This is a genomic window from Paenibacillus sp. J22FR21 (assembly GCF_056269135.1).
The window spans coordinates 196,696-218,948 of sequence record NZ_JBWDNJ010000003.1; the positions used below are offsets into that span (position 1 = coordinate 196,696).

At 50.7% G+C, this 22,253-nt stretch carries 19 protein-coding genes; 15 read left to right on the forward strand and 4 right to left on the reverse strand.

Annotation, left to right across the window (positions count from 1 at the left end):
* Nucleotides 1–12 precede the first annotated feature (12 nt).
* From AC0YNS_RS11625 to AC0YNS_RS11640, 4 genes are read left to right on the forward strand one after another with little or no spacing between them, the layout of a single operon-like run.
* Nucleotides 13–2,250 carry a hypothetical protein gene (locus AC0YNS_RS11625; protein ID WP_475781156.1) on the forward strand — a complete coding sequence of 746 codons (2,238 nt, stop codon included), beginning with the start codon at nt 13–15 and terminating at the stop codon, nt 2,248–2,250.
* The gene (locus tag AC0YNS_RS11630; RefSeq protein WP_475781157.1) at nt 2,213–3,253 is read left to right on the forward strand and encodes a TadE/TadG family type IV pilus assembly protein; all 1,041 of its coding nucleotides are present in this window, start codon (nt 2,213–2,215) and stop codon (nt 3,251–3,253) included. The genes AC0YNS_RS11625 and AC0YNS_RS11630 overlap by 38 nt, the downstream gene beginning before the upstream one ends.
* Nucleotides 3,254–3,271: 18 nt before the next feature.
* Nucleotides 3,272–3,805, forward strand: coding sequence for an A24 family peptidase (locus AC0YNS_RS11635; protein ID WP_475781158.1), 534 nt, complete (start codon nt 3,272–3,274; stop codon nt 3,803–3,805).
* 17 nt (nt 3,806–3,822) lie between these two features.
* The gene (locus AC0YNS_RS11640; RefSeq protein ID WP_475781159.1) at nt 3,823–5,421 is read left to right on the forward strand and encodes a DUF6382 domain-containing protein; all 1,599 of its coding nucleotides are present in this window, start codon (nt 3,823–3,825) and stop codon (nt 5,419–5,421) included.
* A gap of 73 nt (nt 5,422–5,494) precedes the next feature.
* On the opposite strand, the gene AC0YNS_RS11645 is transcribed toward AC0YNS_RS11640, so the two are convergent.
* Both AC0YNS_RS11645 and AC0YNS_RS11650 read right to left on the reverse strand, forming a co-directional pair.
* Nucleotides 5,495–6,394 carry a TIGR01777 family oxidoreductase gene (locus AC0YNS_RS11645; protein ID WP_475781160.1) on the reverse strand — a complete coding sequence of 300 codons (900 nt, stop codon included), beginning with the start codon at nt 6,392–6,394 and terminating at the stop codon, nt 5,495–5,497.
* 76 nt (nt 6,395–6,470) lie between these two features.
* Nucleotides 6,471–6,902: a DUF2621 family protein gene (locus AC0YNS_RS11650; protein WP_475781161.1), complete on the reverse strand. Its 432-nt coding sequence runs from the start codon at nt 6,900–6,902 to the stop codon at nt 6,471–6,473.
* Between the two features lie 251 nt (nt 6,903–7,153).
* Between AC0YNS_RS11650 and AC0YNS_RS11655 the strand changes: the two genes are divergently transcribed.
* The 4 genes from AC0YNS_RS11655 (at nt 7,154) to ppnP (ending at nt 11,944) form a co-directional block, all read left to right on the forward strand.
* A complete protein-coding gene (locus tag AC0YNS_RS11655) occupies nt 7,154–8,281 on the forward strand; it encodes a deoxyribonuclease IV (protein ID WP_475781162.1) in 1,128 nt (375 codons plus the stop codon).
* 49 nt (nt 8,282–8,330) lie between these two features.
* Complete coding sequence (gene purU / locus AC0YNS_RS11660) at nt 8,331–9,230, forward strand: formyltetrahydrofolate deformylase (RefSeq protein ID WP_475781163.1); 900 nt, start codon at nt 8,331–8,333, stop codon at nt 9,228–9,230.
* A gap of 276 nt (nt 9,231–9,506) precedes the next feature.
* A complete protein-coding gene (tkt, locus tag AC0YNS_RS11665; protein ID WP_475781164.1) occupies nt 9,507–11,522 on the forward strand; it encodes a transketolase in 2,016 nt (671 codons plus the stop codon).
* Between the two features lie 104 nt (nt 11,523–11,626).
* Nucleotides 11,627–11,944: a pyrimidine/purine nucleoside phosphorylase gene (ppnP, locus tag AC0YNS_RS11670; protein WP_090977527.1), complete on the forward strand. Its 318-nt coding sequence runs from the start codon at nt 11,627–11,629 to the stop codon at nt 11,942–11,944.
* Between the two features lie 83 nt (nt 11,945–12,027).
* Here the strand turns inward: ppnP and AC0YNS_RS11675 are convergent, their stop codons facing one another.
* Entirely contained in the window at nt 12,028–13,332 is a 1,305-nt protein-coding gene (locus AC0YNS_RS11675) for an NAD(P)-binding domain-containing protein (RefSeq protein WP_475781165.1), read from the reverse strand.
* Between the two features lie 158 nt (nt 13,333–13,490).
* On the opposite strand from AC0YNS_RS11675, the gene AC0YNS_RS11680 reads away from it, so the two are divergent.
* From AC0YNS_RS11680 to AC0YNS_RS11705, 6 genes are all read left to right on the forward strand, one after another.
* Nucleotides 13,491–14,840, forward strand: coding sequence for a glucose-6-phosphate isomerase (locus tag AC0YNS_RS11680; RefSeq protein ID WP_475781166.1), 1,350 nt, complete (start codon nt 13,491–13,493; stop codon nt 14,838–14,840).
* An 11-nt stretch (nt 14,841–14,851) separates the two neighbouring features.
* Nucleotides 14,852–15,484: a YigZ family protein gene (locus AC0YNS_RS11685; protein WP_475781167.1), complete on the forward strand. Its 633-nt coding sequence runs from the start codon at nt 14,852–14,854 to the stop codon at nt 15,482–15,484.
* Between the two features lie 205 nt (nt 15,485–15,689).
* Entirely contained in the window at nt 15,690–16,493 is an 804-nt protein-coding gene (gene cysT / locus AC0YNS_RS11690) for a sulfate ABC transporter permease subunit CysT (protein ID WP_371264686.1), read from the forward strand.
* Complete coding sequence (locus AC0YNS_RS11695; protein WP_475781168.1) at nt 16,490–17,287, forward strand: sulfate ABC transporter permease subunit; 798 nt, start codon at nt 16,490–16,492, stop codon at nt 17,285–17,287. The genes cysT and AC0YNS_RS11695 overlap by 4 nt, the downstream gene beginning before the upstream one ends.
* Before the next feature lie 3 nt (nt 17,288–17,290).
* Nucleotides 17,291–18,355 carry a sulfate/molybdate ABC transporter ATP-binding protein gene (locus tag AC0YNS_RS11700; protein WP_475781169.1) on the forward strand — a complete coding sequence of 355 codons (1,065 nt, stop codon included), beginning with the start codon at nt 17,291–17,293 and terminating at the stop codon, nt 18,353–18,355.
* A 23-nt stretch (nt 18,356–18,378) separates the two neighbouring features.
* Nucleotides 18,379–19,440: a sulfate ABC transporter substrate-binding protein gene (locus AC0YNS_RS11705; protein WP_475781170.1), complete on the forward strand. Its 1,062-nt coding sequence runs from the start codon at nt 18,379–18,381 to the stop codon at nt 19,438–19,440.
* Between the two features lie 338 nt (nt 19,441–19,778).
* Here the strand turns inward: AC0YNS_RS11705 and AC0YNS_RS11710 are convergent, their stop codons facing one another.
* Nucleotides 19,779–20,897, reverse strand: a complete 1,119-nt coding sequence (locus tag AC0YNS_RS11710) for a stalk domain-containing protein (protein WP_475781171.1) — start codon at nt 20,895–20,897, stop codon at nt 19,779–19,781.
* Nucleotides 20,898–21,104: 207 nt separating this feature from the next.
* Between AC0YNS_RS11710 and AC0YNS_RS11715 the strand changes: the two genes are divergently transcribed.
* Nucleotides 21,105–22,199: a YeiH family protein gene (locus AC0YNS_RS11715; RefSeq protein WP_475781172.1), complete on the forward strand. Its 1,095-nt coding sequence runs from the start codon at nt 21,105–21,107 to the stop codon at nt 22,197–22,199.
* The last annotated feature ends 54 nt before the right edge of the window (nt 22,200–22,253 follow it).

Below are 22,253 nucleotides of genomic sequence, written 5' to 3' on the forward strand. Positions count from 1 at the left end.
GAGGCAGAACAAATGCACCGATTGAATGATAATAGTCGGCATGTTGCCCCTATCCAGTCGTTCTTCTGGAGGAGCAGTGACGGTGCTGTTTCGATTTACTTGATCGTTTCGACTGCAGCCATGCTGCTGTTCACAGCGCTGCTCATCGATTTAGCGCGAATTGCGGCTTTTGAGAAACAGAGCAGGCTTGCTGCGCAATCCGGCATCCGATCCGCTTTATCTGCTTATGACGGGGCGTTATATGAGCAATATGGTCTGTTCGGTACAGGCGGTTCAGATCGTGGGGAGTTGTTCGCGCAAGCCGTGTCGCACAACTGGACCTCGGATGAGGGCGGATTCAGACTCCTCGACGGGAAGACGGAAGCATCGCATGTGGACAGCTATGAGGTATTAGGCCTTCATCAGGTCTTTAGCAGGCAGGTGCTGGAGGACATGAAATACAAAGCGCCGATTGATTTTACATTGGAGGTAGCCTCCAAGTTCGCCCCGATGGCCTCTGCTATGAAGGAAGCCTCCATGTCAGTGGAATTGCTGGAGCGGCTTCGTCAGCTTTACGATGAACGAGAGAAGCGGCTGCAGGAAGTGATTACGATTCAGAAACAAGCCGCTGCCAGCGTCAAGAATGCAATAGGGTCACGAATGACAGGTTCGGCTCGAGAAATAGTCAGCCTCTACGGTTCCTATGAGCAGTGGATCAGAGAAGATACGATACGCACAATGGAGGAGTTGCCCCCACTACGCATTGATGCCATTAATTTCTATCGGAACTATGCGAGTAACGAAGCTGATTCAATCATGGCAGTGCTGGATGATGCGGCCATTCTTCATCGCGAATCGGAGCGAAAGGCCGTTATTTTGCTCCAAGAAGCAAAGGGCTTGAATAAGGCCATGGAAGATGCGGTCAAGCGGATGAGAGAAGAAGGAACGGGCGACGGTTATGACCGGATGAATCAGCAGCAGCTTACCGGAGGGCAATCCGGTTCAATGCAAGCTGGTGAGCTGTCACCTCTTCGTGAATCACGTGATGCTGCAGAAGGGCTCGTGCTGGATCAAGCTTGGTTTGAAACTTATGAACAAGAACTAAGCCAGCAAACAGTCGATATTCAGCAAGTAGCTGCAAGGGCTGCTTTGTTTCGTCAGGCGGTCCTAACTGCAATTGGGGGTATCGGCAGGTCCGAAATATTACGTGAATCCTTGCAGCAGCTTGAAGGTGCTTATGGCAGCTATGGGGATCGCTACATTCAACCGGGCACCGTCATCCATAGCAGGCAGAAGGAGATGGAGAGCCGGCAGTCCAGCGATCAAGAACGAAAGTCTAATGAAGCGGCAGCTGAGACCAAATGGGTTCAAGTGAAACAGCAGCTTCAATCGATGATCTCTGCCCCGAATCAGGAGGACCACCAAGAGGCATTTCGTGAAGTGAAGCAGCGAATGGAAGCGAATCTGAAATTCAATGAAGCTGCAACGTCGCCGCTAATAGATGATGACCTGAATGGCGGTGAGGACGCTGATGTCGATGCCGGTGAGAAGGCAAGGGTATCGATGACTTCCATGGGAAGGATCTTCAGCGGGATGGCGGATGTTCTTGAAGGGATCAGAGATCCGCTCTATGTGAATGAATATATCGTTCATCGGTTTCATTCGTTCGATCCTAAGCTGTTCTCTGCTTCTCCGGCAAGCGGTCGATCGACCACAGAAGGCTTCTCTTCGGGACTGGCTCTCGAGAATCAAGAGGTCGAATATATTATGTATGGTTTTCAGGAGCCCGCTGCTAATGTGGCCGCCGCTTACGGTGAATTGTTCGCAGCAAGGCTGGCGATTCGAACGATGGAAGGGTTTATTGCATGCAAAGGATTGGGACATCCATTATTGGTACTCTCCGCTGCGGTACTGTACGGATTAGAGAAATCGCTGGCCGATATGATTACGATTGCGCAGGAAGGGAAAGTGGAGCTTTCCAAGTATACGCCCGTGGAATTAAGTTATTTGGATTATCTAAGGGTTTTTCTGCTGTTGCATGGCAGCAGCGAAGCCAAGACAGCGCGCATTATCGCTGTCATTGAGCGTAATCTGGGCGGCGTTTCCTTATCATATGTCTCCACAGGCTTGACGGGGGAATTGACCTCCTCCGTGAAGCTGTGGTTTCTGCCCGGGCTCATGAGGAGCTTTACTGGCGCAGGTATTCTGAGCGGAAAGGTTAAGGGCAATCGATATGAAGCGACGCATACCATTGGCTGGTCGTACGGGTAAACGGAGCAGCGAAACCGGAAGCATTACTTTAGAAGCGGCTTTATTGCTTCCGATTGTGCTAATGGTCGTTATTTTCTTTATTTGCTTGATCCGGCTTAATACGGTGCAGATGGCGCTTCATAGCTCAGTATCCCAAACGGTAAGGCAGGCTGCGGCTAATATCCATCCTGTTGATCTAGCTCTTCAGAAGCTGAGTGCATCCGTGGGAGAGATCCATGAACCGGAATCGGCAGCTAATTCGGTGACGGAGCCTCAGGCAGATACGGAAGCGGGAACACGAACAGAAGCTGCTTTACCACCGCTATTGCAACAATTACCGGGAGTGGATTTCATTGCTGAGAAGCTGGAAGAGTGGCTTCCGGCTCCGGCAGGGCTTCTCCTTTCATCGGCATTGCAGGGGAATTGGAAGCCGGTAGTGGATGCAGCAGCAACTGAAGCCGGCAGGGGCATTATTGAACCGCTGCTTCGCCAAGAAGCCGATAAGTCCGTGCTCGATCCTAAGAGGCTGCGTCTGAGCAAGCTTTCGCTTCCTGATTTGAAGAATAAGTCAGATGTTTCCCTTCTCATCGAGGCGGAGTATGAGTTCCAGCTGGGATTTCCGTTTACGAAGAAGTCGATTGTATTGAGGGAGCGTGCTGAAGAACGTGTCTGGGTGCGCGATTCCATTCCGGCACCTCAGGATCAAGAGTTGGCACAATTAGATGAAGCGCCTATTCAAATTGTACTTCTCGAGCCGTCACCGGCTAATCCGGGAAGACGGGCACGTGTTGTCGTTCAGACAAGTCCGGGTAGAAAGCTGTCCATTCAGGTGATTTATAAGAGTGGGCACAGTGTGGCAAAGCATCTCGGCGATACTTACACAGACAACGAAGGGTTTGCGGAGTGGACATGGCTGATATCGGGTAACACCACTCCCGGCGTATGGGAGCTTATTGTTTCGGCAAGTGAAGGTTCATCGCGTGCTGCCAGACATTTTGTAGTGGAGAAGAGAGCTGCTCTGTAGCTTGGAAGGAGGTTTCGGATGATGGCTCAAATCGAGCTCGTTTTAGCAGCGCTGCTGCTTGGAATTGCTTTTATCTGTGATGTGCGAGCGATGCGCATTCCGAACAAGCTGACGCTAACCTTCTTCGCCGCCGGACTCATTTATCATTTGAGCAGCGATGGTTTGAGCGGTGTGATTTTCTCGTTAATCGGTATACTGGCGGGAGTGCTGCCTCTGATTGCCTTGTATATGCTGAAGGGAATAGGGGCGGGGGATGTGAAGTTGTTCGGAGCACTTGGTGCGCTTGTTGGGGCAGCTACGTGCTTGGAAGTTCTTATGTATTCCATTTTGTTTGGGGGGCTGTTTGGAATCGTGCTCCTGGTCATGAATCAAACCTTTGCAAAGCGAATTGTGGCATTTGCAGTTTCACTGTTTGCCTTACCTCGAAATCTGCATACAGATGGCTTCATGACGCTGAAGAAGAATGGGTTGCGATTCCCGTTCATGATCGCAGTGGTGCCAGGGGCGATTACGACCTGCTGCTTCATGCGTGAATGGCCGTTCAGTGGATAGGAAGGAGAGCGACGTTGATGGTGTTTAAAGAATTAAGAGTCGATTTCACGATGAAGCGTGGACTTGAAATGATCGTTGATTTGGAATCCGGCATCTCGAGGGAGCAGTTTGATCCAATCGAAATGAAGATGCTCCAAAGCCAGCGTATTCCGAAATTGCTGCCCGTGGAATGGGTCGATATCGACGGGAAGATAACTTTGCGGTATCGCATTAACGGCAAACGAATCTTACTTCATCGCATGCAAACTCAGCAGTTGACGATGGTTCAATTCTATGCCCTGCTGCTCGCTATCGTGGAAGCACTGGATGATTGTAAACAATACATGCTGCGAGAAGAAGGCTTTATGCTTCATGAGCAATACATCTATATCGGTGATCATTGGGAGGAAGCCGAGCTTGTGTACGTGCCGCTTCGAGATACAAGCATTGTATCCTCGGCAAGTGAGGCGGTGCTTGCTATGGCTATTCGCTGGGTTGGTTATATCGCCCAGCCTGATGGAGCGGGCTTGCAGCAAATTTTCCAGCATTTAAGAGGGGAGTATACTGCTTGGGGGCAGCTCAGGCGGACCCTGCTCGCCCTTCTTGGAAGTGAATACAGAGAGTCAACAAACGAGTCGTTCGGAGAGCCGGATCATGCTATAAGGCCGGTAGATAATGTGGCTGTCCCTTCATCTACTCAATCTTCGTTCGTATGGAAGAATGAGTCTGTGCCGCCGAGAGCTCCAAGTGTAGTTCGAAGGGATGAGGGAAGCGAGCGCATTCAGGGGGATATTGGATTTGAGCTTCCGCTAACGGAGCTGCCGGTCCAAGAGCGACCAGCTTCCTTAATGAAGTCGGGCTGGATGTTAGGAGCAGGAGGACTAATTATTGCCGCCGTCATTTGGCGCTTTCTCTATTTGCCCTCTCCATCTCAAAGCAGTCTGCTGATTTGCTCTGGTTTGACGCTCATGACAGCCGCGGGAGGACTAATTGTGAATCGAAGGATGAGTTCTGGCTCGAGTGAGGAAGATGAGGGCAATGGTTGGAATGAGAGGCAGGCATGGCCTGTCGAAGATGGATTCGTGCCTAATTCCATGCCTATCCACGTTCAAAGGCAGTTGAAGTCATACCGAGAAGAATTCACAGAGGAAGATGTTCCACCTGCCGTTCAGTCAAACGCGATTCCATTCACACCTCTATCACTCAGCGGAAAGACAGCATCTCTGGAAGCATCGCCTAACGATGCAACAGTGTTACTTAGACAGAATGCAGAGGCGCAAAGCGGAGCTGTTATTAGTGCTCCGTGTCTCGAACGCAAGGTAGAAGGAGAGTCAGCGGTGGTAGTCAGACTGGGACAGAACCAGTTTGTAATCGGACGAGCAAATGAGGGAGTGGATCACGTGGATTTGTCTTCCGGGATTTCCAGAGCCCATCTGGAATTAAGTGTGAAGCAAGGCAACTGGTCAGTGAAAGATATGGGCTCTCGAAACGGAAGTACCCTTAACGGAGTTACAATGATTCCCTACAAAGCCTATCCGCTAAATGATAACGATTCGATACAGCTGGCTGGTGATAGAGGGCCACTCTATAAATTCCGATCAGGATTGCCCTCCAGTCCCTCACAACAAGTAGGCTGAAGGACTTCCCGTATGGTAAGGTTCTTCGGAAGTGATTGAAGTGAAGTGTAAGGCCGACCAGTCAAGGAAGCTGTTACTTCCGGGCTAATAACTGACGCAGCGCATCTTGAACGGTATCGTAGCGGAACTCGAACCCCAGCTCCATAGACTTCCGTGGGATCGCTCTTGAACCTTCGAGCAGCAGGAAGGAAAGCTCGCCGAGAACGGCTTTGAGTACGAATGCCGGCACCGGAAACCAGTGCGGTCTTCTCATGGCCTTGCCGATTGCTCTTCCAAACTCATTGTTCGTTACCGGCTCTGGTGCACATGCATTGACGGGTCCATGTATTTCCGGATCATCGAGGCAGAATAGAATCAGTCGAATCATATCGTCTTCGTGAATCCAGGGGATCCACTGTTTGCCGCTTCCCATTCTTCCGCCTGCCATTAATCGATAGGGCAGCAGCATCTTCGGGAAGGCACCGCCTTTCATCCCAAGCACTAGTCCGATTCGCAGCTTTACAAGCCGTTGAACCTCAATGCGATCTGCAGCAGCTTCCCACTTCTCAACGACAGAAGCGAGGAAATCAGTAATGTGAGCTGGGCCCCACTCATCGCTGACTTTACTTCCATCCGTCCCGTAGATAGAGATGCCCGATGCATTTATAACGACGGACGGTTTACGCTGAAGGGCTTCTACGACTTTGCCGATCGCACGCGCTGCATTTAGTCTCGAATGCAATATTGCGGATTTGCCTTCTTTCGTCCAGCGGCGACTGATGGATTCTCCTGCTAAATTGACGATTGCGTCGATCCCTTCCAGCTTAACCGGAGACTCGGCCAGCTTGGACCAAGTGATCGTATGCAGCTTCGGATTCGGGCTCATCTGTTTCTCAGACCTAGAGATAATCCATACTTCATCTCCTCGCTGCAGCAGTGCATCGACAAGCATAGCTCCTACATATCCCGTTCCTCCGGTAACTGCTACCTTCATACAGAGACCTCCTTAAACCTCATTCAGAGCATCCAATTGCTTCAATAATACTGCAAAAGCCGCCCAAGCGGGCGGCTTATTTGTTAAGTAAATGTGTATAGGCGGAGTAGTCGATCTGTTCCTTCTCCAGAAACGAAACCAAGCTGCGGTAATCCCGCTTAGGCGTTGCCCGAATATAACCTTCAATACAGTGATTGCGCGACACTTCCGATGCGCCGCCTTCAACGGCTACTTGAGCGATTTTGGCTGCAATGGAATGTTTGGCAATGTCCCGAAACGCACTTGGTACAGGAGAGACGAGCTGATCCAGAAAACTCTTGGAATCCTCAGGCCACATGCCGCGGCTTCGTTCCACCCAATAGTTCTGCCAATCAAGCTTTGATTTGCCATCTCGCATCGGGAGCACCTTAAGGAATTTACGGAACATAAAATAGCCGCCGATCGACATAAAGCCAATCATCACAATTGCCCAAAACATAATAAAATACATAAACCAATTCGGTGCCATTCGACTTATTCACCTCGAGCCAACTCAGATATACGAATTATGCGTAACAAATTGTTTCCATTATAAGCGATGACGTCTATCTCCCGCAACCGACAAGGCATTTCCGGCACGATACGATAGCATCCAAACTTTCCTTACGGTCACACACCTAGATTTATTGGAGTATTCCTTGTAAAATAGGAAGGACAAGCGTTTGCGAGGAACAGGACACCTAGTAGTCCCGCCTTGTAACGAAAGGAGCGAATGAGTCCATGTTAAAAATCGGATCCCACGTTTCATTTTCCGATAAAGGGCTGCTGACCGCAGCGAACGAAGCCGTATCCTACGGATCAAGTACATTCATGATTTACACCGGTGCACCACAGAATACACGGCGTAAACCGATTGAAGATTTATATATTCCAGATGGCAGAGACGCAATGGGCAAGGCGGGAATTGACGAGATCGTCGTTCATGCCCCATACATCGTAAACCTCGGCTCTTACAAAGACGATACGTTTGAACTGGCTGTCCGCTTCCTTCAGGAAGAAATTCGCCGTACAGACGCGATCGGCGTACGCAATATCGTGCTTCATCCGGGTGCTTTCACCGACAAGGATGCGGAGTACGGGATTGCTCGCATTGCAGAAGGCTTGAATGAAGTACTCAATGGCACGAAAGAAACAAACGTGAATATTGCCCTTGAAACTATGGCAGGTAAAGGCACTGAAATCGGCCGCAGCTTCGATGAGCTTGCATCCATTATTGACAAAGTAGCTGCAAACGAACGTCTGACCGTTTGTATGGATACCTGTCATATGCATGATGCAGGTTACGACATCGTCGATGATATTGATGGTGTACTGACAGAGTTTGATCGCATTGTTGGCCTTAACCGTGTCGCCGTTGTCCATGTCAATGACAGTAAAAATCCGCGCGGAGCGGGTAAAGACCGTCATGCACCGATCGGTGCCGGCTGGATTGGGCATGATGCGATTCGCAATATCGTTCATCATGAAGGACTCAAAGGACGTCCATTTATCCTTGAGACACCATGGATTGGCCAAGAGGACAAAACGCAGCGTCCGATGTACGAAGCGGAAATCGCTTTGCTTCGCGGCGATGCACATACGCGTTTCGGCAGTGAGTTCTTGGAGGATGTGGAGCGTCTGCACCATTTCTTCAATAAACAGGACATCAACCACCGCGGCTATGTACTGTCCGTTTGGGATGTACTTAAGAATGACGCAAAAGCAAAGAAAGCCGATCCGCGCGAGCCGATGGATCGTTTGTATGATCTTGTAGCCGAGCATCGCATTTTGCCAGAGCTCTCGGAAGAAGCCATTAATCAGCGGATTACGGCTTGGTTCGCGGGCAAAACGCTGCTTGTGAACGCATAAGCTGACCTATAGCTACTCTACTTGTTGACGGAAGGAAGACTTGTCTATTATGCAAAACATCTATCAGCCCGGACCGTCCTCGCAGCGCCCGGATAAGCGCAAACGTGCGACAATGCTCATCTCTTGCCCGGATCGGCCCGGAATTGTAGCGGCTGTCTCGCACTTCTTGTACGAGCATGGCGCGAATATCGTGCAGTCCGACCAGTATTCCATGGATCCCGGCGGCGGCATGTTCTTTATCCGTTTTGAATTTGATCTCAGTGACCTGGACGCCGAGCTGCCGGTCCTCCAGGAGGATTTTGCCCGAGTGGCAGATCGTTTCGAGATGAAATGGCATACGTTCCGCGCGAGCCGCAAGAAACGTCTGGCTATCTTCGTTTCCAAAGAAGATCACTGCTTGCTGGAGCTGCTCTGGCAGTGGCAAGCAGGTGATCTGGAAGCGGATATTGCAATGGTAATCAGTAATCACCCGGATATGAAAGCACTCGTAGAATCATTTGGTATCCCGTTCCACCACATTCCGGTTACGGCTGACACGAAAGCCGAAGCGGAGAAGAAGCAGCTGGAGCTTGTGTCCGATAAAGCAGATCTGATTGTACTGGCACGTTATATGCAAATTATTTCGCCTAAATTCATCGAGCAGTTCCCGAATCGGATTATTAACATTCATCATTCCTTCTTGCCTGCCTTTGTAGGTGGCAAACCTTATGCTCAAGCGTATACGCGAGGCGTCAAAATCATCGGAGCTACAGCGCATTACGTAACGGAAGAGCTCGACGGCGGACCGATCATCGAGCAGGATGTTCAGCGCGTCAGCCACCGTGATGAAGTGGACAACCTGAAACGCATCGGACGTACGATTGAACGTGTTGTACTTGCGCGTGCGGTTAAGTGGCATGTCGAAGACCGGATTCTTGTGCACAAGAACAAGACGGTCGTATTCAATTAATTGAAGCAAACGTCAGCAACCTGCTGACAACAATGGCGCGTTTTCGCGGAATTCTCCGTGTGAACGCGCCATTTTCATGTCGATTTTTAGCGCACTAACGCATTAAGGATGGAAAAGGCGCAGTGGTAATGGTACAATATTTCAAAGCCAGTGCGGGTACACCGCCAGAGTAATTAAAGAGAGAGTATGACATTGAAACGCACCGCGCCTTCCAAGGATCGCGATTGCCGTTTCACTTCGATGCAAGCCTATTCGGATTTAGGAGGAGTTTACGTAATGACAGTAACACAGAAATCCATCGACCAGCTTTCCATTGACACGATTCGCACACTAGCGATCGATTCGATTGAGAAAGCAAATTCCGGCCACCCGGGCATGCCTATGGGAGCGGCTCCGATGGGGTATCAATTGTTTGCGAAAACAATGAACCACAATCCGTCCAACCCAACATGGATCAACCGCGATCGTTTCGTACTTTCCGCAGGTCATGGTTCCATGCTGCTTTACAGCCTGCTGCACCTGACAGGCTATGGTCTTCCAATCGAAGAACTGCAAAACTTCCGTCAATGGGGCTCCAAGACACCGGGTCACCCCGAGTTCGGTCACACAGCCGGCGTAGATGCAACAACCGGTCCACTTGGACAAGGGATTGCAATGGCAGTTGGTATGGCGATGGCTGAAGCTCATCTTGGCGCAACTTACAATAAACAAGACCTGAACGTGATCGACCACTATACATTCGCAATTTGCGGCGACGGCGACTTGATGGAAGGCGTTGCAAGCGAAGCAGCTTCGCTCGCAGCTCACCTGAAGCTTGGCAAACTGGTTGTCCTATACGATTCAAATGATATCTCGCTCGATGGCGAGCTGAACCTGTCGTTCTCCGAGAACGTACAAGGCCGTTTCGAAGCTTACGGCTGGCAAGTCATTCGCGTAGAAGACGGTAATGATCTGAACGCACTTGCTAAAGCAGTAGCTGCTGCACAAGCGGATACAAGCAAACCGACACTGATTGAAGTGAAAACGACAATCGGTTACGGCAGTCCGAACAAAGGCGGCAAAGGCGGTCATTTGGGTACACACGGCAGCCCGCTTGGCGCTGACGAGACTGTTCTGACGAAGCAATTCTACGGCTGGGAGAACGAAGCTTTCCACGTGCCGGCAGAAGTTGCCGCACACTTCGCGGAAGTGAAAGCAAACGGTGAGAAAGCCAATGCTGCGTGGGATGCATTGTATGCAACTTATAAAGCAGCTAACCCTGAGCTGGCAGCACAATTCGAAACCGCAATCAGCGGCAACCTGCCTGAAGGCTGGGATAATGATCTGCCTGCATACACGTCTGCGGACAAAGCACTTTCGACTCGTGTAGCTTCCGGTAACGCGCTTAACGGACTTGCGAAGAACGTCCCAAACCTAATCGGCGGCTCTGCTGACCTGGAGAGCTCCACAATGACTCACCTGAAAGGGTTGCCTGTATTTAAACCAGGCAGCTACGAAGGCCGTAACGTATACTTCGGCGTACGTGAGTTTGCGATGGCAGCAGCTATCAACGGTATGAGCTTGCATGGCGGCGTTAAAGCATTCGGCGCTACGTTCTTCGTATTCACGGATTACCTGCGTCCGGCAGTACGTCTGTCCGCGCTGATGAAATTGCCGGTTGTCTATGTACTGACGCATGACAGTATCGCAGTTGGTGAAGATGGTCCTACGCATGAGCCAATCGAGCAAATTGCTTCCCTGCGTATCATTCCGCAGCTTACTGTATTGCGTCCGGCGGATGCGAACGAAACTTCGGCAGCATGGGCTTATGCGATTTCCAAAGCGGATCAGCCGGTAGCACTCGTTCTGACTCGTCAGAACCTGCCGATTCTTGAAGGAACGAACGAGCTAGCTCGCGAAGGCATTGCGAAAGGCGCTTATGTCGTTTCCGAAGCGGCTGACGGCAATCCTCAAGCTCAGCTGATCGCTACCGGTTCTGAAGTACAGCTTGCGGTTGCAGCTCAGAAAGCTCTTGCAGCAGAAGGCATTCAAGTTCGTGTCATCAGCATGCCAAGCTTCGATCTGTTCGAGCGCCAGCCTAAGGCGTATAAAGAATCCGTTATTCTTCCAAGTGTTAAAGCCCGTCTTGCCATCGAAATGGGTTCACCATTCGGTTGGGAGCGTTACGTAGGCGACGGCGGTGAGGTACTGGGTATCAATACCTTCGGTGCTTCCGCAAAAGGCGATCGCGTAATTGCAGAGTACGGCTTCACGGTTGAGAATGTTGTAAGCAAGGTAAAAGGTTTGCTGTAGTAGCTAATAAACTGCGGGGCTGAAAGCCGGCTATTGTAACGCGGCAGGAAGCCCTGCTTTCCTATCCTCATTCTAAGCGTATACCACAAAGGAGCTAATGCCGAATGTCTCAGTTCGAGAATGTGTCAATCGTCAAGAAAGCTAATGTATACTTCGATGGTAAAGTAACCAGCCGCACAGTACTGTTCGCAGATGGAACGAAGAAAACGCTCGGCATCATGATGCCAGGCGAGTATGAATTCGGTACAGATGTGAAGGAAATTATGGAAATCGTGGCAGGGGATTTGAAAGTGCTGCTGCCAGGCGATTCCGAATGGATCAGCATCTCCGGCGAAGGCGAGTTTACGGTTCCGGCACATGCAAAGTTTAAGCTTCAAGTGACAACGGTTACGGATTATATTTGCTCTTATATTCAAGAATAGTTTAGGTAAACGAAAAGCTGCCCCGCTCGCTTTGGACATTATCCAAGGAGAGTGGGGCAGCTTTTTCTGCGTTAAACGGTCGATTAGTCAGCCGTAATGCGTTGTTTGTTAATATAAGCTTCCAACTGCAACCGCTGATAAGGAGCGAGCCCTGCCAGCAAACAGCCGTAACGAAAGCGGCTGCCATTGGTTTCAATGCGGATAATGCGTCCGGTTACCGGAGGCAGCTCCGAATCCTGAGGGAAGTGGATGACGACGAACATATCGCACTCCAGCGGGAAGTTGGACGAAATTTGAAGTCCGCTTTCGGAAATATCGCAAAGCGTCCCATCAATCAGTTGACCGGAGAACGAACCTTCTTGCGCCCATTGATAGACGGAGAGCTTCAGCGGTACATTCAGTGCAAGGCGTTCGGCCCTGCGACGGTTCTGCCCGTTATCGGATACTTGAACACCCGTCGGTGCTTCCGAAGTGGCAGCAACGGTATCTTCAACATCGTTGTGCGTCGTAATTCGTTTGTTGATCCACTGCTCATAGCCGTGAGCGAGCGCGGAGAGATCCAACTCTCCAAGACCCATCGCGTCACCGACTTGATAAAGGCTCTTTACCGTTTCCAGAATCGGCGTTGGCGTCTTCAGCTCATCAGAGAGCGAGGAAGCAAGGCGCAGATCCTTCAGCATGAGCGCGAGCGAGAACTGCACGCTGAAATCGCGTTCCAGCAGCTTCGGCGTTTTAAGCTCGGCCATTTTGCTGGCAGCTCCGCCGGATTGAACCAGTTCGAGGAACGACTTGGCGTCGATGCCGCCGCTTGCGGCTATGGCCATCCCTTCAAGCAGGGCGGCAACGTTGATGCCGACAATCGTATTATGAGCCAGCTTCGCAGTTGAACCGCTTCCGCCCGGACCCATCGGAATGACTTTGCGTCCCATCGCGTTCAGGACGTCGTGTACCTTGTGGATGACTTCGATATCGCCGCCAACCATGAAGACAAGGGAGCCGCTCTCTGCAGCAGGCTTGCTTCCTGTAACCGGGGCATCGAGGAAGTCGCCGAATTTAGCAGAAACATCTGTATGTAGTTGGCGTGCCAAAGCCGGAGATATCGTACTGCTGTCGATGACAATCGTTCCCGGCATCATAGCTCCGAGCAGGCCGTTCTCACCGTAGTAGACTTCACGAATCGCGTCATCGTTGCTGATCATCGTAATAATCAGATCCGATACGCGCGCTGCTGCTGCCGGCGATGAAACTTCATCCGCACCAAGCGCGAGAAGCTTGTCCGCTTTGCCCGGCGTACGGTTAAATACAGTAACGGAATACCCTTTGCGGAGCAAATTGGCTACCATGGGCTCACCCATAACGCCTAGGCCGATAAATGCAATTTTAAACATGCATGTTCATCTCCTTGAAAGCGGATTTTATGTAGTTTCATTTTATCACAAAAAGCTGGGAAGAAGTATTGGCCCCCTCGATCGCTTGTTTTTACCTAACAAATCCATTATCCTTATCCTAGCTGTAAACAGGATAATTTGTGGGAGGTTTATTACGAATGAGTAAAGCAGTTCAGTTTGATTATAGCAAGGCATTGTCGTTCATCGGCCAGCATGAAATCGATAATCTGGCAGGGCAAGTACGCGCAGCACATGACCAGCTTCGTGAAGGTACGGGCGCAGGCTCGGACTATCTGGGCTGGATCGACCTGCCGACGAATTATGATAAAGAAGAGTTTTCCCGCATTCAGAAAGCAGCTGCGAAGATCGGATCGGATTCCGAGGTGCTGATCGTTATCGGCATCGGCGGCTCTTACCTAGGCGCTCGCGCAGCAATTGAAATGCTGTCACACTCTTTCTATAACCTGCAGCCGAAAGAACAACGCAAGACGCCGCAAATCTTGTTCGCAGGCAACAACATCAGCTCTACATATGTAACGCATTTGCTTCAATTGCTGGAAGGCCGCGACTGGTCGATCAACGTGATCTCCAAGTCAGGTACAACGACTGAGCCGGCAATTGCTTTCCGCGTATTCCGCGAAGCATTGGAAGCAAAGTATGGCAAAGCTGAAGCCCGTACACGTATCTATGCGACAACAGATCGCGAGAAGGGTGCACTGAAGAAGCTGGCAACGGAAGAAGGCTACGAGTCCTTTATCATCCCGGATGATGTAGGCGGACGTTACTCTGTCCTTACAGCAGTTGGTTTGCTGCCGATTGCAGCTGCAGGCATCAATATCGATGAGATGATGAAAGGCGCAGCGGATGCACAGCAAGCTTATAGCAGCCCCGTGCTTGCCGAGAACGAAGCTTACCAATATGCAGCAGCGCGCAACGCTCTCTACCGTAAAGGCAAAGCAACGGAAATTCTCGTGAATTACGAGCCGGCGCTTCACTTCGTGTCGGAGTGGTGGAAACAGTTGTACGGCGAGAGCGAAGGCAAAGACTTCAAAGGGATTTTCCCGGCTGCCGTAGACTTCTCGACGGACCTGCATTCCATGGGTCAATTCATTCAAGAGGGTAACCGTAACATCTTCGAAACGGTCATCCAAGTGAAGAACGTAGCGGAACAAATTACGATCGGTCATGATGCAGGAGACCTGGACGGGCTTAACTTCCTGACTGGCAAAACGATGGATTTCGTAAACAAGAAAGCCTTCGAAGGCACGCTTCTTGCACATACAGACGGCCAAGTACCTAACTTTGTCGTGAACATTGCGGACATGAAACCTTATACATTCGGTTACCTGGTGTACTTCTTCGAAATCGCGTGCGGCATCAGCGGCTACCTGCTGGGCGTCAATCCGTTCGACCAACCGGGCGTTGAAGCGTACAAGAAGAACATGTTTGCCTTGCTTGGCAAACCGGGCTATGAGAAAGAGAAGGCTGAGCTGGAAGCTCGCCTGTAGCTTTAATCGCCATGCAGCCCAGATACAAAACGCTGCGTAAGCAGGCCAGCAAAGAGATTGTCATTAAGAAATCGCGTTTCATCGGTTATGGAAAGCCGGTCGCTTCAGAGGCAGAAGCGATCGCGTACATTGAGGAGCTGAAGAAGCTTCACTGGAACGCGTCGCATAATTGCTCTGCATACGTGATCGGTGAACGCGACGAGATCCAGAAGCAATCCGATGATGGGGAGCCAAGCGGTACTGCCGGCAAACCGATTCTGGAAGTGATCAAGCATCATGGCCTCAAGAACGTTGTTATTGTCGTGACTCGTTATTTCGGAGGCATCATGCTCGGTGCAGGCGGCCTTATTCGCGCCTATACAGACGGTGCTGTCGCGGCAATTGAAGCGGCCGAGCCCATTGTGTATATTCTGCATCGCGAGGTAATTGTCGATGTCGATTATACATGGTATGGCAAGCTGGAAAACGAATTCCACGCCCGTAATGTGCGAGTTGGCGGGACCGAATTCACCGACCGTGTAGTCATCACCTGTCTGCCGGAAGCGCCGGACGCAGAGCGATTCAGCGCGTGGATAACCGACGTCACGCAAGGACAAGCCGTACTCTCTCTTGGTGAAGAGAAGTACTACATTGAAGGCGAATAACGCAATAAGAAGCTCCCCGGACCAACCTGTGCCGGGGAGCTTTCTTATTCCTTCACTTAATCCCCGGGCTGGATGAAGAATAATTAGGATTGACTAGACTCGCCTCTGTCTGCTACATTTAATACCAAGTAGTTTGATGGGGATTAAACCACTACAACGATTCCTCAAGGAAAGTGTCAGGGGGTAAGTCAGCTTGAATATCATCATGCGCAGCCGCTTGTGGAGCTTTGGCTTCCGCAGCACCATTATGCTTTATTTTGTATTGCTGATTGTTTTGCCGATTATTGGAATCTACTCGCAATCCTTTGAGCTTGGCCTGCAGCCTTTCTGGGACAGCATCACGGACCCGTTGGCTTGGAAGGCCGTGCTGCTTACCGTTAAACTTTCCGTAATAGCTGCACTTATCAATGTATTTCTTGGCACCATGATTGGATGGGTATTGATTCGTTATCGGTTTCCGGGGCGAAGAATACTTAATAGTTTAGTAGATTTGCCATTTGCGCTGCCGACGGCTGTCGGTGGCTTGATGATATTGCTGCTCTTGGGTCCAAACAGCTTCGCGGGCGGAATCGCCGACAAGCTCGGATTTCAGATCGTATTTCATGAACCCGCTATCATAATAGCTATGGTATTCGTGACGTTTCCCTTCGTCATTCGCGGCGTTCAGCCCTTGCTCGAAGAGCTCGACAAGTCGGAAGAAGAAGCCTCGTATACGCTTGGCGCATCGAGGGCGAGAACCTTCTTTCAAGTGATATTCCCTTCCATGCTTCCGGGTATTATTAGCGGAGCGATGCTGGCTTTCTCGAGAGCACTCGCTGAATTCGGCGCTGTCGTACTCGTGGCAGGCAACATTCCGGGAAAAACGCTGATCGCAGCCGTTTATATTTTCGGAGAAATTGAAAGCGATAACGTGCAGGGGGCTGCGGCCGTTTCCGTTATGCTGCTGACACTGTCGTTCCTCATTTTGTGGGCGGTTAACTTCGTCCAATCGAGGAGGCACGGCAAATGAGAAAACTATGGATTACGTTAACCTATCTGGTGTTTCTGATACTGCTCATTGCACCGCTCGTGAAGATTTTTACCGGCTCCTGGGGAGATGGATGGAGCGGCTTCGCAGAAGCGCTGACACGCAAGCAATCCTTACATGCGCTTATGATGACCGGCTTGATCGTCATCGTAGTAACGCTCCTAAATACGCTGTTCGGCGTCATGCTTGCCCTCTATCTCGTTAGAGGCACGTGGCTTAGCAAGCGGCTCAAAGGGCTGATGAACAGTATCGTTGATTTGCCGTTTGCGGTTTCGCCGGTCATCGGTGGATTGATGATCGTTCTGATGCTCGGTCCGAGCTCGGTAATCGGTACATTCTTCGAAGATATCGGCTTCAAAGTAGTCTATGCATTGCCCGGTATGATCCTTGCTACACTCTTCGTGACGTTCCCGCTTATGGTGCGTGAAGTCATGCCGGTGCTGCAGGAAATCGGCTCTCAGCAGGAAGAAGCGGCATCGACGCTTGGCGCTTACTCCTGGTACACCTTCTGGAAGGTGACCTGGCCGTCGATTCGCTGGGGCGTCATCTATGGGGTTGTATTGACCGTCGCAAGATCGCTCGGCGAATTTGGTGCCGTACTGGTTGTCTCAGGCAATATCATGAACAAGACGCAAACGGCGACAACGCTCGTTTATCAGGATGTCGAGAATTTCAATGTTATCGCGGCGAGCAGCGTGGCGCTTGTGCTGGCTGCGTTCTCTGTGGGATTGCTGCTGCTTATGGAATGGGCGAAGAAGAGAAAGGAAGTGCATTAAGCGATGCATATCGAGGTGCGCGGTTTAAATAAACAGTTCGGTGATTTTCAAGCGGTCAATGATGTTAGCTTCGATATTGCCAAAGGTCAATTAATCGGTCTGCTCGGACCAAGCGGCGGCGGCAAAACGTCGATTCTCCGCATGCTTGCGGGGCTGGAGACACCAACCTCCGGAGATATCGTGTTTCATGGCAAACGGGTGAATGACCTGCCGCCGCAGGAACGCGGAATCGGGTTCGTATTTCAGAACTATGCTCTATTCAAACATATGACGGTTTATGATAATGTCGCTTTCGGCTTGAAGGTCAAGAAGGAGCCTAAGGATGCAATCCGCGAGCGTGTTATGTCGCTGCTTGAGCTTACCGGCCTGAAGGGCTTCGAGCACCGCTATCCGCATCAGCTCTCCGGCGGTCAACGCCAGCGTGTGGCTTTTGCCAGGGCGCTTGCACCACAGCCGCAGCTGCTGCTGCTGGATGAGCCTTTTGCCGCGATTGATGCGAAGATTCGGCATGAGCTTCGGACATGGCTGAAGGAAATGATTGAGCGTCTTGGGATTACGTCGATTTTCGTTACGCATGATCAGGATGAAGCGATCGAAGTAGCCGACGAAATCATGATCATTAATAAAGGCCGCCTGGAACAGAAGGGGACGCCTTGGGATATCTACAAAAGCCCGCAAACCCAATTCGTGGCCAGCTTCATTGGGGAGTCCACGATCGTCGATAAAGTGGAGATGCTTAAAGGCTTCGAAGAAGCCAAGAACTGGCCGGGTACCAAAGCACTCATTCGTCCCGAATATATCGAGATCGGCAAGCGCCATGAATTCCGTCTTCCTTCCGCAACGGTGCTCGGCAAAGTGAAGCATCTGCATTTCCGCGGAAGCGAATGGATGGTTGAGGTTGAGGTCGGCGACATTAAACTAATTACGTATCGTTCGCTTGAGAAGGATGTGCTGCAGCCGGGCGAAGAGATCAGTGTCATGATTCACCGCGCCTACCTGTTTAACGACAACGACACTTGGATTATGGAGAACAAGCTGAAAGAAGATCCGATGCCGATGCATATTTAACTGAAGAAAGCGTTGTGTACACAATGAAATCATTCCTAACAAAAGGTTGGCGCATTGCAGTGGCCGCGCTTATGACGTCCTCGCTTCTCTTCACAACAGCATGCGGGACATCGAATACGAATAGCGCTGAACCTCCTGCAGCACAAGGTGATCTCACGCTCGTAATCGGAGCTTATTCCGTAGTAAAGGATGCATTCGATGTCCTATTGCCGAAGTTTGCGGAGCATTGGAAAGAAGAGACCGGACAGACGATTACCTTCCAGGAGTCGTATGAGGCATCCGGTACCCAAGCTCGTGCAATTGCAGGCGGATTCGAAGCGGATATAGCGGCTCTTGCGATGGAAAGCGATATCGATAAGATTCAGAAGGCAGGCTTCATTACAAGCGACTGGCGGAAAGTCGGCAACGGCGGGATGATTACACGCTCTATCGCAGTGATGGGCACGCGTGAGGGCAATCCCAAAGGCATTCATGATTGGGAGGATCTCACCCGTAAAGGCGTGAAGATTCTATACCCGAATCCGAAAACCTCCGGCGGCGCGCAATGGGATATCAATGCGATGTACGGTGCGGGACTGAAGGAGTCAGAAACGAAGACAGGACAGAAAGACCCGGCTTATGCCAAGTCGTTCCTGGAACGGATTCATCATAATGTAGAATCGCTGGATAAGAGCGGCCGTGCATCGATGGCTGCCTTTGAATATGGGGTAGGCGATGTCATCATCACTTACGAGAATGAGCTGCTTGCTCGGATTAAGAAAGGCATTCCGTATGAGGTGGTCGTGCCGAAATCAACCATTCTGATTGAGAATCCAGCTGCGATTGTCGATAAGAACGTCGATAAGCACGGCACTCGTAAAGCAGCTGAAGCGCTGCTCGCCTATTTGTACACGGAGGAAGCGCAGCGTATCTTCGCGGACAACGGCTTCCGACCCGTTAATGACAAGGTCATGGAAGAGGTCAAAGGCAATTATAAGACCCCTGAGGATTTGTTTGATATCAGCTATTTGGGAGGATGGGCTGAAGTTCGCGAGAAGCTCTATTCACCGAAAGGCGTATGGTATCAAGTGTTGGCCGGTATTTAATCGGGAATATAATAAAAAGCTCCCTGCAGCAGGGAGCTTCTGAATGTCGAGAAACCCAACGTTTTTTCAAACGTTGGGTTTCTCTTTTTGCTCGGGTTTCCAGGCAAAGAACTCAACGGCGGTAATCTAGATTCATCTGAATCTCACGTTCCAGCTGGTGCTCGGTGCAACCGCTAGAGTTGCAAACAGGCTTATTTTCACGGAATAGCCACGCTGACAACCGTTACACTTTGATTCATGTTGTATAGACACCAAAGTGGCTGTCGAAACATTGTGAGGCTCCCTAAAGTAGAATGCTTTTTTCGGTTTTCATTCGATTCGATTCCATTCGATTCGATTTAGCCGATGACTACGGCATCCTTCGAGTAGGAAACTGTAACTTTCAGCACTTTGGAGAAGAAAGACAGCGGCACATAGAGCGTATTGTCTTTCATAACAGGAGCGGCACCAAGCGTGATTTGGCCAGGAGTAGTGACATAATTGTCTTTGCCAACTTGCAGGGAAACATGCTGAGTCCCTTTGTCTACAACGATTCGGCCAGCGTTCCAGCTGAGCTCATAGCCTAGTTTGGCGGAAATGGCACGAAGCGGTGCCATCGCGACGCCGTCTTTGTCCGCGAATAGATGTGCGCCAGAGACTGTTTTTCCACCAACAGTTATGGATAAGGAACTAAGGTTGCCGGGAACGGCGGAAGTTGGTGTTGGTTTGCTGCCCGGAAGGGTAACGGCGATTTCCCGAATACCCGCTGCAAAAGGCGCGATTTCGTATTGCTGGAAGACGAGCACCGCTTTGCCATTCTTGAGATAGAAGGGCTGGTTGTCTGCAATCGATTTAAATGTATCTTTGAAATAAACATCCGAATGCGCGGCAATTTCAGCGTTAACCGCCTTATTAAGGATGGTTTTGTAGCCTTCGCCGAATAGTTCCTTGAGCTTCACGGCGGAAGCCTTCACTTCATTGCGGACATTGTACGTGTCAACGCGTGTCCAGCCATGAGCGCCTCCGGTATAGGCTGCGGTAATCATTTTGAAGGATAGGACGCCACCTGCGCCTTTGCTGCCATCGGCAATCAATTCATAGCTGACTTTGAACAGATAAGGTCTAAACTCGTATACACCAACTGCAGCGGCGGCATCGTCTTTGGCTTGTTTCTTCAGTTTCTCAAGCTCTGCATGTGCACGTGCCGCAAGATTAGCATTCAGCGTGTTCTGGTAGCTCTTATCTTGCATCCCGCTGATGACGGGGATCGTAAGCTCAGACTCATAATAGTCGGTTTTATCACTAATTGTCTTGGAAGTCAGTTGGACAGTACCGGCTTGAATGCTAACCTCTGCTTGTGTAGTTACCGGTGCGACGGCTTGATCCGCGAAAGCTAGCGGTGCAGAAAGAGTAAGAAGAAGTGAGCTTACAGCTCCGATTGCGGTAATCCGTTTGAATGGTTGCTGTATGTTGAACATGAATAATCCCTCCAGGGTTGTTGTAGGCTAGGACCTCAGTATAACGGGCATTATCCAATTAGGAGTGACAAAATGGTAACGACAATGTTTCTAACGGACTAACATAACAATCTTTTATTCTTTTCATCATAATGATTGATTTCTCTTATCAACTGCTGCCACGTATAATGAAAACCAACAACGAGACATGGAGGTGGCAAGGCGGCTATGGCGCTCCAGCAGACAATAAAACCGATTGGTTCCTATATAGCAAGCCTCAACTCTTCAAGCGGCAAGAAAGCAGGCGGAATCGGATTTACCTTTCTATTGGCGGCTGCGGGATATGGATTTTCACAGCTGCCGGTTCTCCATTATGTAGGGCAGATGGCATGTGCCATTCTGCTTGCGGTCATCTATAGACAGGTGTGGGGCTATCCGGGGGCTCTCCGCGCAGGAATCACATTCTCGGGTAAAAGCTTACTCAGACTCGCCATCATCCTCTACGGGATAAAGCTTAATGTGCTGCAAATTTTCCAAGATGGACCGGCACTGCTCATTCGGGATATCGCTGCTGCCCTATTCGCCATAGGCTGTACCCTGCTGCTGGCTAAGCTGATGAAGGCGGATCAGAACCTATCGCTGCTGCTTGGCATTGGCACCGCGATCTGCGGCGCGGCGGCTATTGCAGCCGTATCGCCGATCTTGCGCAGCAAGGAGGATGACACAGCCGTAAGCGTCGGCCTTATCGCGCTTGTAGGGACGGTATTTGCAGTCGGTTACACGATGCTTCGTCCCGTCCTTGCGCTGACGGAGCTGCAGTACGGCATCTGGTCCGGAACGAGTCTGCATGAAATCGCGCATGTTGCACTGGCGGCTGCGCCAGCCGGAGAAGATGCGCTCGCAGGTGCGCTGCTCGCGAAGCTCGGCCGTGTTTTCTTGCTTGTGCCGCTAAGTCTTGTGCTTATTCTTGTGCAGCGGCACAGGAGGCAGCGCCAACTCCGGCGGTTAAAGCAGCAGACATCCGGATCGATTGCTGAAGCAGCGATACATCAAACTGCTAAGCTTCAGCTTCCATGGTTCCTGCTTGGTTTTCTCGCGCTAAGTGCGCTTGGAAGTACCGCTGCCGGCCAGAGCTTTATCCACGAAGCACCGGAGGTCATGAATGCCATTACCAAGATAACCACCTTCTTGTTGACCATGGCGATGGTAGCGCTTGGGCTCAATGTAGATTTACGCGGAAGCGGCAAGGTGATTGTGAAGCCTCTTGCGGCCATGCTCATCACCTCTGTATTGCTCGCTGTGGGCACTTATTTCACCATCTGATTTAGCAAAAAAGAGCTGCTCCGTCACAGTCGGGACCAATCGACTGTCGGTGCA

Coding starts and splice junctions, on each gene's coding strand:
- AC0YNS_RS11655 (WP_475781162.1), top strand. CDS start 7,154: ATGTTAAAAATCGGATCCCACGTTTCATTTTCCGATAAAGGGCTGCTG.
- cysT (WP_371264686.1), top strand. CDS start 15,690: ATGCGCAGCCGCTTGTGGAGCTTTGGCTTCCGCAGCACCATTATGCTT.
- ppnP (WP_090977527.1), top strand. CDS start 11,627: ATGTCTCAGTTCGAGAATGTGTCAATCGTCAAGAAAGCTAATGTATAC.
- AC0YNS_RS11640 (WP_475781159.1), top strand. CDS start 3,823: ATGGTGTTTAAAGAATTAAGAGTCGATTTCACGATGAAGCGTGGACTT.
- AC0YNS_RS11650 (WP_475781161.1), bottom strand. CDS start 6,902: ATGGCACCGAATTGGTTTATGTATTTTATTATGTTTTGGGCAATTGTG.
- AC0YNS_RS11675 (WP_475781165.1), bottom strand. CDS start 13,332: ATGTTTAAAATTGCATTTATCGGCCTAGGCGTTATGGGTGAGCCCATG.
- AC0YNS_RS11625 (WP_475781156.1), top strand. CDS start 13: ATGCACCGATTGAATGATAATAGTCGGCATGTTGCCCCTATCCAGTCG.
- AC0YNS_RS11715 (WP_475781172.1), top strand. CDS start 21,105: ATGGCGCTCCAGCAGACAATAAAACCGATTGGTTCCTATATAGCAAGC.
- AC0YNS_RS11710 (WP_475781171.1), bottom strand. CDS start 20,897: ATGTTCAACATACAGCAACCATTCAAACGGATTACCGCAATCGGAGCT.
- tkt (WP_475781164.1), top strand. CDS start 9,507: ATGACAGTAACACAGAAATCCATCGACCAGCTTTCCATTGACACGATT.
- AC0YNS_RS11700 (WP_475781169.1), top strand. CDS start 17,291: ATGCATATCGAGGTGCGCGGTTTAAATAAACAGTTCGGTGATTTTCAA.
- purU (WP_475781163.1), top strand. CDS start 8,331: ATGCAAAACATCTATCAGCCCGGACCGTCCTCGCAGCGCCCGGATAAG.
- AC0YNS_RS11695 (WP_475781168.1), top strand. CDS start 16,490: ATGAGAAAACTATGGATTACGTTAACCTATCTGGTGTTTCTGATACTG.
- AC0YNS_RS11630 (WP_475781157.1), top strand. CDS start 2,213: ATGAAGCGACGCATACCATTGGCTGGTCGTACGGGTAAACGGAGCAGC.
- AC0YNS_RS11645 (WP_475781160.1), bottom strand. CDS start 6,394: ATGAAGGTAGCAGTTACCGGAGGAACGGGATATGTAGGAGCTATGCTT.
- AC0YNS_RS11680 (WP_475781166.1), top strand. CDS start 13,491: ATGAGTAAAGCAGTTCAGTTTGATTATAGCAAGGCATTGTCGTTCATC.
- AC0YNS_RS11635 (WP_475781158.1), top strand. CDS start 3,272: ATGATGGCTCAAATCGAGCTCGTTTTAGCAGCGCTGCTGCTTGGAATT.
- AC0YNS_RS11685 (WP_475781167.1), top strand. CDS start 14,852: ATGCAGCCCAGATACAAAACGCTGCGTAAGCAGGCCAGCAAAGAGATT.
- AC0YNS_RS11705 (WP_475781170.1), top strand. CDS start 18,379: ATGAAATCATTCCTAACAAAAGGTTGGCGCATTGCAGTGGCCGCGCTT.